This is a genomic window from Micromonospora sp. CNZ285 (assembly GCF_004637285.1).
Map to the genome: position 1 here is coordinate 2,881,167 of NZ_SPQD01000001.1, position 11,723 is coordinate 2,892,889.

At 69.7% G+C, this 11,723-nt stretch carries 9 protein-coding genes; 5 read left to right on the forward strand and 4 right to left on the reverse strand.

Going from position 1 to position 11,723, the window contains the following annotated elements; translation table 11 throughout:
* The first annotated feature begins 18 nt into the window (after positions 1-18).
* The 3 genes from CLT75_RS12920 to CLT75_RS12935 all read left to right on the forward strand — a co-directional run bounded on the left by CLT75_RS12920 (position 19) and on the right by CLT75_RS12935 (position 3,579).
* A complete protein-coding gene (locus tag CLT75_RS12920; RefSeq protein ID WP_135241000.1) occupies positions 19-1,656 on the forward strand; it encodes a VWA domain-containing protein in 1,638 nt (545 codons plus the stop codon).
* A gap of 150 nt (positions 1,657-1,806) precedes the next feature.
* On the forward strand, positions 1,807-2,547 hold the full coding sequence (locus CLT75_RS12925; protein ID WP_486485161.1) for a hypothetical protein: 741 nt from the start codon (positions 1,807-1,809) through the stop codon (positions 2,545-2,547).
* 639 nt (positions 2,548-3,186) lie between these two features.
* Entirely contained in the window at positions 3,187-3,579 is a 393-nt protein-coding gene (locus CLT75_RS12935) for a hypothetical protein (RefSeq protein WP_135241001.1), read from the forward strand.
* 122 nt (positions 3,580-3,701) lie between these two features.
* Here the strand turns inward: CLT75_RS12935 and CLT75_RS33235 are convergent, their stop codons facing one another.
* The 4 genes from CLT75_RS33235 to CLT75_RS12955 form a co-directional block, all read right to left on the reverse strand.
* The gene (locus CLT75_RS33235) at positions 3,702-4,139 is read right to left on the reverse strand and encodes a hypothetical protein (RefSeq protein WP_486485162.1); all 438 of its coding nucleotides are present in this window, start codon (positions 4,137-4,139) and stop codon (positions 3,702-3,704) included.
* A 238-nt stretch (positions 4,140-4,377) separates the two neighbouring features.
* Entirely contained in the window at positions 4,378-5,127 is a 750-nt protein-coding gene (locus CLT75_RS12945) for a hypothetical protein (protein WP_135241002.1), read from the reverse strand.
* A 157-nt stretch (positions 5,128-5,284) separates the two neighbouring features.
* Positions 5,285-6,322 carry a DUF2637 domain-containing protein gene (locus tag CLT75_RS12950; protein WP_135241003.1) on the reverse strand — a complete coding sequence of 346 codons (1,038 nt, stop codon included), beginning with the start codon at positions 6,320-6,322 and terminating at the stop codon, positions 5,285-5,287.
* Complete coding sequence (locus CLT75_RS12955; protein WP_135241004.1) at positions 6,319-9,375, reverse strand: BTAD domain-containing putative transcriptional regulator; 3,057 nt, start codon at positions 9,373-9,375, stop codon at positions 6,319-6,321. Before CLT75_RS12955 ends, CLT75_RS12950 begins: the two co-directional genes overlap by 4 nt.
* A gap of 707 nt (positions 9,376-10,082) precedes the next feature.
* Between CLT75_RS12955 and CLT75_RS12960 the strand changes: the two genes are divergently transcribed.
* Both CLT75_RS12960 and CLT75_RS12965 read left to right on the forward strand, forming a co-directional pair.
* Positions 10,083-10,631 carry a hypothetical protein gene (locus tag CLT75_RS12960; protein WP_135241005.1) on the forward strand — a complete coding sequence of 183 codons (549 nt, stop codon included), beginning with the start codon at positions 10,083-10,085 and terminating at the stop codon, positions 10,629-10,631.
* 55 nt (positions 10,632-10,686) lie between these two features.
* Complete coding sequence (locus CLT75_RS12965) at positions 10,687-11,562, forward strand: hypothetical protein (protein ID WP_135241006.1); 876 nt, start codon at positions 10,687-10,689, stop codon at positions 11,560-11,562.
* Positions 11,563-11,723: the final 161 nt, after the last annotated feature.

An 11,723-nucleotide genomic window follows, 5' to 3' on the forward strand; every position in this document is an offset into this window, starting at 1 on the left:
TCTGGAAGGAGCCATTCCGTGTCCCACCCGCACACCCACCTGCGCCCCGGCACACCGCCGCCGCCGGCCGGTGCCGCCGACTGGCGGGCCTGGTCGCAGGCGTGGACCCAGCACGTTCCGCTGCTTACCGGCCGTACCGACCTCACCGTCCTCGTCGCGCCCGGCGCGGCCGGGGACGCACCCGAGTGCTTTTACCCCGCCCTCAACCGGATCGAGGTCGACGCCACCTACATCGCCGACAGCCCTGATGTCACCGATCCGGCCAAGGCCCGGCACAAGCGGCTCGTGCCCACCGGCTACGGGCTGCTCGTGCACGGCGCCGCGCACGCCGCGCACAGCCGCTGGACCACCCCGCCCGGCACCCCGCCGATCCTCGCCACCGTGGCTGACCTGCTGGAGGAATCCCGGGCCGAAGGACGCCAACGCAGCCGCCGCCGCGGCGACCGCCGATGGCTGCGCCACGTCGTGACAACCCTCCTCGACCCGAACGGCGCGGCCGTCGACGACGCGTGGCACGCCGGGCAACTCGCCGCCCTGCTCCTGGCCCGCGTCGACGCCCGCATCGTCACCAGCAAAGACGTCCGTCCCGTCCGCGCCGCGGTCACCGGCGTCCTCGGATGCAAGCGCCTGCGGCAGCTGCGCGACATCTGGCGGGAGGCCCACACCTGCGACGACACCGACGCCGACACCATGATCTGCCTGGCCCGCCGGTGGTGTCAGGTCCTCGGCATCGACCCCGACCAGCAGTACGACACGCCCGTACCGGACCCGGGCTTGTTTCCCGGCCGCCTCGCCGCGGCCCTCGTCGACTACCTCGCCGTCGCCGCCGGCGTCACCCCGGCCGAGTACGCCGCGGCGCTGCTTGCCCACCGACACAGCCCACCAGCAGAATGGGACCGCACCGACCCGACCGAGCAGGAACACCGCGCGGCCCGCGACCTCGCCAACCGGCTGCGGCAGGCCCGCACCCGCCACCCCGAACCCGGACGGCGCCCCTCGCCGATCCCACCCGGTCGGCTGCGGACCCGCCACGCCATCACCGCCGACGCGCAAACCGCCGCCGGGCAGATGCCGACCGCCGCCCCCTGGCAGCAACGCGCCCACCTGCCTCCGGAGAAGCCCCGCCTGCATCTAGCTGTCCTGGTCGACCTGTCCGGGTCGATGGCCCGCTACACGCAGGCGATGTCGTCGGCCGCGTGGATCTTCGCCTACGCGGCACGCCGCGCGCAGGCGACGACCACCACCATCGGGTTCGGTGACCGCACCACCGTCCTGGTACCCCCACGCACCTACCCGAGGCAGGTGCTGCACATGCGCACCGAGCTGGCGACCGCCACCTTCCCGGAAGCGGTCAAAGTCGCCGACCAACTCCTCGACCTACGCCACGGCCGCGCCCTGCGGATGCTCGCCGTCGTCTCCGACGGCTACCTCGACGACATCCCCGCCGGCCAGCAACTCGTCACCACCCTGCACCGCGCCGGCTGCGCCGTGCTGTGGCTCCACCCCGCCGACCCGCCCACCGACGGCGAACCGGCCGACCCGGACCAGATCTGGGGGCACACCTTCACCCACGCCACCGCCCTGACCGTCACCGACCCGACCGAGGCCATCGCGGCGATCGCCGACGCCGCCGTCACCGCCCTCACCCAGGCCTGAACCCCCGGCCGGCAGCCGACCAGTCCCACCCCGCGCCGCGGCGCTGCCCGGGCCGCTGCCGGGCAGCGCCGCGCACCGCGACCCGCGACAACCGGGCCTGGAACGCGGGGCTGCCACAGGCGGCCCCACTCGCGTCTCGCGGAGGGCCCGATGCCGAACGGCATCGCTGCCGCCCCCGGCGACTTGACCATCCCGCGCCATCGAAGCGTGCATGCATCGCGCCCCGACCGATCCAGATCCCGGGATGCCGCTACGACGCTGCCCGACAAGGAGTTCCTCATGCGTTACGGCACCGACGACGAACACCCCTTCGATACCGACAACCGCGCCTGGCGGCGCCTGCGCGACGTCACCAGCGAACACTTCGACGCCATCACCTGGAACCGGGACCCGGACGGACGGCCGGTCCTGCTCACCCTGCGCGACATGCGCACCGGAGACACCGTCACCCTCGCCGTCCTCGACTCCCTGGAGATCCGCGACCCGCACGCGCTGCTCGCCGTCCACACCAGCGGCGATCTCGACGCCCACGGCCCCACCAGCGGCGCCGACGCAGCCCACTCCCACGCCGCCACGCTCGCGCTCGACAGCACCACGCTCGCCGTGACCAGGCCCGTGCCGCTGCATGACCCTGCCGTCACGGATCTACCCGCCACCGGTTGGGTCGACCTCCCGCCCGACCTCGCCCACGTTCTGCGGCCGGCGCTCGACGACGCCCGCGCCGCTGTTCTCGTGCTGCTCGACCGCACCGACGGCAGGCTCGCCGCCGTCGGCCCGTTCCCCAACCACGCCGCCGCCGACACGTGGCAACCCGCCGACGGACCCGGCCGCAGCGCCGACCGGCTCACCGTGCCCCTGCACCCGATCACCATCGAGCAGGCCCAGCCATGACCAGCACCCGACCGCTGGCACACCCCGCGTCCTCACCGATCGTGGCCATCGACGTCGACGGCGTCCTCAACCCCGCCGACCCCGGCCGCGCCGAGACACTCGGCTACCGACCGCACCGCTACAACGGGCCCGCCCCCGACGGCCGGCACGTCACCGGCACCGTCTGGCTGAACCCCGACCACGGGCCCTGGCTGCGGAAACTGGCCGAGCACGCCCAACCGGTGTGGTGCACCAGCTGGAACCACCTCGCCGCCGCATGGATCGCGCCACGGCTGGGCCTGCCGACCACCTGGCCGCACGTCCCCGTCCACGCCGGCGGGGTCCGCTTCGGCCACCAGAACAAACTCAGCCCTCAATACGCCTGGGCCGCGCGGCGGCCACTCGGGGTCCTCGACGACGAGTTCGGCGGCAAGGACCCCACCATCGTCGACCAGCGCACCGCCGAGGGCGAACCCACCCTGCTCCATCCGGTCGACCCGTACGACGGGCTCCGCCGCACCGACATCGACACGGTGCTGACCTGGCTGCGCCCGGCTCTGACCACACCGGCACCGCCGAACTCTGTGCATCCGCATTCAGCGGGCCCGCATCCCACGCCTACGCATGCACGTTCCGTGCCGCAACGACAAGGAGCTGACGATGGACAACATGTTCGACGCCGCCGACGAACCGGACGTCGGCCGGCCACCCCGACTCAGCGTCGGCGACCCGGAACTGCGCAAGACCCGCCGGCTCGCCCGCGAGTGCGCCACCTGCATCTTCAAGCCCGGCAACCCGATGCACCTCACCCCCGGCCGGCTCCAGCAGATGGTGCGCGAAGCGCGCGGCGACGCGGGATACATCATCTGCCACTCGACGCTGCCCTACGCCGGCAGCCCGGTCCCGCCCGCGCTCTGCCGCGGCTTCGCCGACCGCTACCGCACCTGGCAACTCCAGGTCATGGAACACCTTTGGGGCTTCGTCGACGTCGAGCCACCCGACCCCGACCCCGCCCGCACCCCCGACTACCTGGGAGATAGCGACCATGCGTGACATCGACGAGCTCCTCCGGCGTCAAGAGCGGATCATCGACACCATCGGCTGGGCCGTCACGTACGTCCTGCCCACCGACGACGGCACCGTCACCACCGCCCCGTTCGCCTACACCGTCGGGCTCACCGCCCACGGCTACCCCGAACTGATTCACCGCCGGGCTGCCACCCGAGGTCGCCCACGGTCTGCTCAACGACCTGGCTCGCCGGGTCTACGACCACGCCGAACGGTTCACTCACGGACAACGCCTCAGCGACGTCATCGCCGGCTACGACGCGATCATCATCGACGGGCCGCCGACAGACGAACTGTTGCCCGGGCTGGCGATCAGCCGCTACGGCCGCGACCGCATCCGCCTCCAGCAGATGGTGTGGCCGGACCAGCAGGGCCGATTCCCCTGGGACGACGGATACCGCTTCGACCCGCGGACACAGCCGCTGATCGGCCGGCTGTAGCCGAGACGCCCGACCGCCGTCGTCCGCGATCGGCGCCGCCGTGGTGGTCAGCCAACCGTATGAGTCGCTGCAGTCCAGCGCGTGATCGGCGAGTTCGTCGAGCACCCGCTGGGCGGCTTCGTCTGTAGATGCCCGCCGTTACGGGCACCGGCGACGCTCGGTCTCCGCCTGCAACAGAAACAGCCGGTCCAGGTACGTGGTGAGAACCGCGTAGGCGTAGGCGAGGGTGCCGTAGCCGAACACTGGGGTGACCTGGACACCCGCTATGCCTAGCGCGCCAGCATCTACCGCGCCTGTCTGGTTCTCATCGCCGCCATCATGTGGCTACGGTGATCGACAAGATCTAGCCGGACCATCTGGCGGTAATGGCCTCTTCAACACCGAAGCGCTCGCCGCAGGCCAGGCAGTCCGCTCGGCCAAACACGTAGGTCAGCTTCTCGGCGATATCAGGATGGTCGTCGGCGATCGCGCGATCGTGCAGGCGTTTTCCGACACCCGTCAAGTCATCAGGATCAGCGGGCAGCAGTAGCAGCCGCTTGGAGCCGGAGTCGTTCATGTACATGCTGTCCAGCGTGGTAAACGTTCCGTACTGGCCGAACGCGACGAAGATCTCTTCATCGCATTGCGGGCACGCCACCTCGTATTCCTCGTTGTTCAGTCCGTCGAGGTGTCTGCCCCAGACCTCGACACCCTCGAACGCTAGCAGCGCCTGCAACATATAGACGTAGGTGCTGGGGTCGTCATCGGGACCGGCACTTCGGAGCGCTTCCTCGGTCAGCGCTCTCAGTCGAGCGATTTCGTACGGATAAGTAACGTGCGGGTCGAGATCCCCGTAGGGCTGATCCACGCTGGACACGATGTCAGCCGCCAGCGCCAGCGGCATCGTCCGCTGCGCGGGCGACCAGCGGCCCGCGATCTCCGTCAGGACTGACAATGCCGGGAAGCTTGCCGGGTACACCGTGCCCTGGTGGCACAGCCGGGACCACAGTTCGTCCCAGACCGGGCTGCGCGGGTCCGGTTCAGCCCTCGCCAACAGACCCGGGACGTCATCTGCCACGCCGTAGGCATGCCTGAGCTGGGACCAGTCCGTCATGCCGGTGATCTAAGCAAGTCCCCACCGTGCCCGCACCACCAGAACCTGCCTGACTCCCCCATGACAAGATCGACAGGATTTGGCCTGGGCTCACTGCGCACACCTTTTACAGGCCCGTCGGCACCCTCCTCAAGGAGGGGACAGACATCAAGCGTCTCTACAAGATCGAGGGCGGGTCAGGGTTAGGACGCCCGAGGACGGTCGGTTGCGGGCCGTGGTGGTGGGCATTGGCCCGCTGTAGCTTGCCCGGCGGCCAGTATCGGCGCACGGTGCGCTCGGATCTGCCGATCCGCTCGGCGATCTGCGCGGGATGCATCGACGGATCCTGCTGATACCAGTACGCCACCGCAGCCGGAGTGGCCGCAGCGACCTGGGCTGCGCTGTCCTGGTCCGCGGGGATCGTCGCTGCGGTCCTCCCACGGCCGGCCGGCGTCCTTCCGGCGCGGCCGCCCGCTGCACGGGACTCCTCGGAACCGCCACGGACGTCCTCGCGGTCGGGCCGGGGTGGGCGGCCTGGCGACCCGGCGCTTTGTGTGCTCGCGGCCTGGCCTCGCGGTGAAGCCGGAGTAGACACGGCGCCCGGCGACGCGAAGGTAGCCATTGGTTTGGTCTCGGTGACCGCTTCGGTGAGGCGGGGCGTTCGCCGCCTGGTGGTCCGGTCGGCGCCGGTCCTCGGGGCAGGGTGCCCTGGCCGGTCCTGAGGGGCCGCTGGCTGCTGCGTGGGCATGGGCTGGCCGGTGCCGGCGCGGATCCTTCCGGTGATCTCCACGAGGCTGATGCTGGCCACGACGACAAGGCCGTCCACGGAGATCGGCAGCAGGTAGGAGGCGCCGGCGTCGATTTCGCCGTAGCGGGCGGCGACACCGACCATGTGCCAGTAGCTGACCCAGCCGGCGATGCCGGCGATCGCGGCGGTGGCCAGCAGCCGCAGGGCGGCCAGGGACCTGCGGTGGCTGGGCACCCTGGAGATCAGTTCCACGGTGAGTAGCAGCGCCAGCGGCGGCCAGGCGGCGATCAGCTGGCTGATGAGGTTCGGTCGGGCGTGCAGCACGTTCGCCGCGATCGACGCGGCGACGCCGAGGGTGAGCACGGCACGCACCGCCCACCGCAGCGGCCGTAGACCGGCCAGCTGGTCCCGGCTGGCCGCGTTCGGACGGTCGAGGTACGAGGACGGCGACGTGGAGATGTCGGTCATGCGGTGGCTCCGTCCTCGTCGCGGATCTGACGCTGCGCCTGCGGTCGGGGGTGGGGGCGCTGCTGGGCGGCGATGAGCTCGTTGGCGAGGGCGAGGGTGTCTTCGTGGGGTTCGGCGTCGATCTCTGCGAGAGCCCGTGTCAGTGCTCGGCGCAGGGATCGGATCGCGTCTGTCTGGCCGAGGGCGGCGCGGGCGCGCATGGCGTGCTGGTAGAGCTCCTCGGTGTAGGGGCTGTGGCGGATCGCCTCGTCGAGCACAGTCAACTGGTGGGCGGGATGATCGGCGAGGGCGTCGGCGAGCGCGAGGTAGGTGTCGAGGGCTTGCTGCCGTACGGCCTCGCGGTAGGGCTCGATCCACTCGTAGTCGACGCCGTCGGCGAGGTGCCCGCGGTAGCTGTTGACGGCGCGCCGCAACGCGGCGACCCGAACTTGCGGGTCGGTGGCGCGTTCGGCGTCGCGGATCGCCGCGCGCATCCGCCACAGGTCGACGTCGACGAGGGCGGGGTTGAGCGTGTAGCGGTTCTGGGGGTGGGTGAGGTGGTCGCCTGGGCCGCCCGTGTGCCGCAGGACGGCGCGGAGGTTCGACACGTAGGTGTACAGCCGGCCAGGTGCCTTGCTGGTCGGGGCGTCGGGCAGCAGGTCATCCAGAATGGCGTCCACGGTCGCTTCCCCGTCGTGGACTGCCAGGTACACGAGTAGCTCGAGGGCCTTAGCGCGCAGCGGCGGATGGGACGCGGCGTCGGTGATGCTGGGCGGGCCGAGCACCGATACCTGCACGCGGCGGGGCTGCCGCTGCTCGCCGTCCACGGCGGGGGGCACATTTGCCCGCTCTGCGGAGGGTGCGGTGTCGTGACCACCGGCGTCGACCGCGGCGTGCGTCTCGGCGATCCGATGGGGCCGGATGTCGATGATGCCGGTCGACCCGTCCGATGCGTCGGGGTGGGCGGTGGCCGGGTCGCGGCCGGTGACCTCGACGGGGGTGGGTGACGTGCCGGCAGTCGTCGGGGTGGGCGTCGCGGCCGGTCGCGGCGTCTCGGCCGGGGCGCTGCGGCCGGCGTCGGTCGAGTTCGCGGTGGCCGGTGGCCGGTCGTCTGGCTGCGGCGCGGCGTCGATGGGTGCCGGTGGTTGGCCGGTATGTGACTCGGCGAGCACGCGGAGCAGAGCGAGGGTGTCGGCCGAGGTGAGCACGGCCAGACGCTCCACTGGGACTCGGTGATCGCTCTGGTCGGTGCGGGCGTCGGCGAGGGCTGTGGTGCCGTCAGCGGCGACGGCGACGGTGTCACCGTCAGGCCATGCGCCGAGCAGCACCCCGTGGATGTCCAGGCGTGTGCCTTGGGTGAGCAGCGCGGCGATGCGGGTGTCCTGCCGGGCTGCGGTGGTATGAGTCAGCAGCAGCACCGGCGGCAGCGGCTTCCCCGCAGGATCGAGCGTCCGCAGGTCGGCCACCGTGTCGGCGTCGTGGGCGTCGGCGAGGCGGCTGCGGTGCAGGATCTGCGCTTCGATGAGGTCGAGTGCCTGCTCGACGGTGGTGGTGACCGTCAGGCGCGGGGTGTGGGGCAGGGTCGTGGTGTCCGTGTCGAGGAGGGTCGTCGCGGTTGTCGCTGGCATCACCACCTGGGTGCGTTCGTGTGGGGCGTCGAGGCCGCCGGCGGCGAGCGCGGCGGTCAGGAAGCCGCGGGCAGCGGCGTCGGCGCCGGGGCCGGTGAGCCCGAGGCCTGCGGGCGGCCAGGTCTCGGCCAGTGGGTGCGCCAGGGACGGCACGGCCGGGCGCGGCACAGGTATCGGGTCGCCGCTGGTGTGGTCTTCGCCGTCGAGGGCGGCCACGTCCGGGCCGGTATTCCCGCCGATGGGGTCTGGGGACGAGTGGAGTTCGTGCCGTTGGTGGCCGGTGGTGGGGGGTGTGGCGGTGCGTGGTGCGGCGCCGCGCAGCCGGCGGCGGATCTGCGTGACCACGGTCGGCATCGGGGTCGTGTCGGGGCCCTCGACGTGGGTACCGGTCGAGGGCGGGCGCGGGGTGTAGCGGCGACGCCGGTGTGCCCAGACCAGCGCGGCGGCTGCGCAGATCGCCGCAGCCAGGCCGATGTCCACCCAGCTGCCGCCCGGCACGTCGATGCCCGGGGACTGGTGGGGTGTGGGCAATGGATCGCGTGCCGGCGGTTGCGAGGCGCTGCGGGATGGTGGAGTCGCACGGGCGGTGCCCGGTGCGCTCGCGGTGACGTCGGGGCCTGCCGGGGGTGGTTCGGTCGCGGGTGCTGTCGGGCCTGTCGTGGTGGTGGTCGTGGGTGTCGGTGTTCCGGCCGAGGAGTCAGGTTTCGTGGGTGGCGCAGGGGTGTCCGGGCGTCCGGGTTCGGTATGGGGCTGTCGTTCGTGGCGCCGCGGTGAAGTTTGGTCGCTCCGGTGTGTGGCGTCGGTTGGCAGGCGGAGAACCCAGCCCGGGTAGATGAGGTCGGGGTTGCGCAGGGTGCCGCCGACGTGGGAGAAGCGGGCGCCCCGGTTGAGGGCGAAGATTTCCGGCCAGCGGTCGGCGTCGCCGAGGGTGCGGGCGGCGATCTCACACAGGCTGTCGCCGCGGCGCACGGTGTAGGTGGGCGGCGGCGCGGCCGGCTGATGGCTCGCAGCTGGGCGGTGGGAGGCGGGCGACGCGGTCGCTTGTCCGGCCACGGCTGGTTCATCGGACGTGGTGGTCGCGGGAGCGGCGTGTGCGACCGCGCCGGTAGCGGTGGTGACGGCGGTCGCGCCGAGCAGCGCCGCAGTAAGGCCCTGGACCGGACCGGGAAGGCGTAGAGCGGGTGCCCGGCGCAGCCGGCGGGCCAGCGACGCGTACCCATGGGTAAGGACAGCAGTGGCCAGCAGCAGCCAGAGCGTGACTGCCGCGGATGCGGCGAGCACAGCGACGACGCCGCTGCTCATCGGATCGGCTATCCACTGCCGCATGGTGGCCGGCGCCGGCAGATGCGGAGTCCAACCGCTGTGCATCACCATGACGACCGTGATGGCGGAGGTGGACAGGACGCTGGTGGTGACTGCGGCGGTGCGGGCTCCTGGGGATGTCACCTTCGCTCCTCCTGCTCGCCGTCGACACTCAACAGGGCTGCTGGTGGGGGCGATGTCGTGACGCTATGACCCGAGCACGGCGCGGAGGGCAGGCCCGCAGCTCACGGCACCTCACTGCACCTGACACGGCCTCACAACAGCAAGTCAGCGAGCGTTGACGGATCCTGGGCCCATCAATCATGGGGCGCTCGTCGGTTTACGAGAGCTTTGGTAACAACGGGCGCCGAGTCGTGCGAGGGTTAGCCTCAACGCCTTCGGGTGGCGGGTCGGCGTATTCACGTTGCGCAGGAAGCCGGGGGCGTGTTCCGGTGCGACGTTTAGTCAGATGCTGCATCCTGGACCCGATGCCGCTTGTGCCCAGCACTCGATATGCACACTCCTTCGCCGCCGCCTTCGGGAGGCTGGATCGTGTGCTTCTTCGCTTGGCGCGGGAGCAGGGCTTTGGCGGCCAAGGGGCCGACGAGCTTGTAGTTGATGCCGTGGGTTGTGCCGCGCAGGTGGCCAAGGTGGGTTTACCAGTCGATGCGCTCACCGAGTTCCTCGTCGCCGAAGGTGTCGCCGCGACACGCCTCAGCGCCGTGCACGCCGCTGGGCCAAGATGAGGCGGTATGCCGGATATGCAAGCTTAGTTGATTATTGACGGTCGGGCACCGACCGCAGTCAGACCCTCCGATAGAATCGCATCCCTCGATATCGAAGGAGGATCAATGCGAGTTGGCCTGCGGGCGGGTGTGGCCGCATCCCTGGGCGCTGCCCTGACATTGACCATCGCCCCCACGGCGGGTTACGCGAACGTGCCGTCAGGGAATTCCACCCAGAACGTTTACACGAGCCACCGCCAGTCGCAGCAGTACTGGAGTTCCTCTACCAAGAAAATGTATGTGAACGCGATCCTCAGCGCGAACCTCCCATCCGGCTACTGTCTAGACTCCTGGTTCGACTGGACCACGCCCGAGGGTTCGAGTCATTACGACTCCAGAGGTGCACGGACATGCGTAAGCAACTACTCGATGTACGGGGACGTTGTGACGGAAAGCAACTCGGTCGCAGGAATGCAGAAGGCCGGCGGCGCATACGGCCCCAACAACAACACCACCTCAACGTCACACCTTGTTAATGCAGCGGGATCAACGATATCGATCGCGAGCATCAACGTGGTGATGAATCAGTACAACTGCTCGATCCGATACTGGAAGCGGACATCGAGCGGCGTAGAATATTGGACTGGCGGCCCGCCCACGAATCCGAATTGCTAAGGTGATGACCTTGCGGAGAATGACTACTCGGAGTCGATCAACTCTGGCATCCCCCATGATCGGCCTTCTGCTGATCACCTCCGTCGCGAGCTGCGCGCGGCCGGCCGAACAGGTCGCCGCCGACCCTGCCGTCACATCCGAACGGCTGGACCTCCTGTCCCAACGAATCGGCGGAACACCCAGACAACGCACGGCCGGCGAAGTTCTGCAATACCACGCGTACCAAGACGGCATTCGCGACTGCATGAAAGACGCAGGCTTCACCTACGAACCCCCGCCCTTCCTGGACCCATATCGCGGACGCACAGTCATTCACATGGGAATCGGCACAGGACAGTGGTTGGCCCCCATCAACGAAGATCGTCTGGGAATCACCGACACCGCCGAATTGAAAGGCCCGAACAAGGGCGATACAGGGCCGAGCGCCAGCTATCGCAACCTAGATCCGGAAGACCAGGAGAAGTTCCAACAAAGCCTCACCACCTGCATCCCACGCAACACCCCTGAGGTCAACTTTCCGTCGAGCTACCACTCCTTAGCCGAGAAGTACAACCAGATGCTGACGGACGCGTCCAAGGCAGCCGTGGTAAAAGCTGCTGGCAAACAGTACCCAACCTGCATGGCCCAGGGTGGCTTCAAGGTCAACAGCCACGACGAGCTGGTCAAGCTGGTCCTGACACGCATGGGAGACGCTCAGCCGCCGACGCCTGGCCAAGCGCCGAGTTCAAACTGGTCTGCCGTTGTACAGACGGAACGGGCAGCCGCACGTCTGGATGCCGACTGCCGACAGCCGGCATACGAGGCAGCGCTCAACGCCGTAGCCCCATCGGTTGCGGAATTCGAACGATCTCATGAAGCCGAGCTTGCGCTCGTCAGTCGGCAGTGGCACGACATCGAAGCCCAAGCAGCCGCGTACCCCGAGTTCAAGTAGAACATCGTTCATGGTGGCCGGGGACTGGCGTTGCTCTCGGTCGGCGGTGCGGGCGCTCAGCGGCGTCGAGGACTGTGGACCGGGTTTGGAAACTACGCGTCGATACCAGTTCTGGCGCACCCCTTACGCTGCCGCGCCGCCCAACGCCTCGGCCAACGTTA

Bases quoted from the DNA above. Each gene is read 5' to 3' on its own strand.
- CLT75_RS12925 (WP_486485161.1), top strand. From the start codon at position 1,807: ATGCCGAACGGCATCGCTGCCGCCCCCGGCGACTTGACCATCCCGCGC.
- CLT75_RS12935 (WP_135241001.1), top strand. From the start codon at position 3,187: ATGGACAACATGTTCGACGCCGCCGACGAACCGGACGTCGGCCGGCCA.
- CLT75_RS12945 (WP_135241002.1), bottom strand. From the start codon at position 5,127: ATGACGGACTGGTCCCAGCTCAGGCATGCCTACGGCGTGGCAGATGAC.
- CLT75_RS12950 (WP_135241003.1), bottom strand. From the start codon at position 6,322: ATGACCGACATCTCCACGTCGCCGTCCTCGTACCTCGACCGTCCGAAC.
- CLT75_RS12960 (WP_135241005.1), top strand. From the start codon at position 10,083: ATGCGAGTTGGCCTGCGGGCGGGTGTGGCCGCATCCCTGGGCGCTGCC.
- CLT75_RS12965 (WP_135241006.1), top strand. From the start codon at position 10,687: ATGATCGGCCTTCTGCTGATCACCTCCGTCGCGAGCTGCGCGCGGCCG.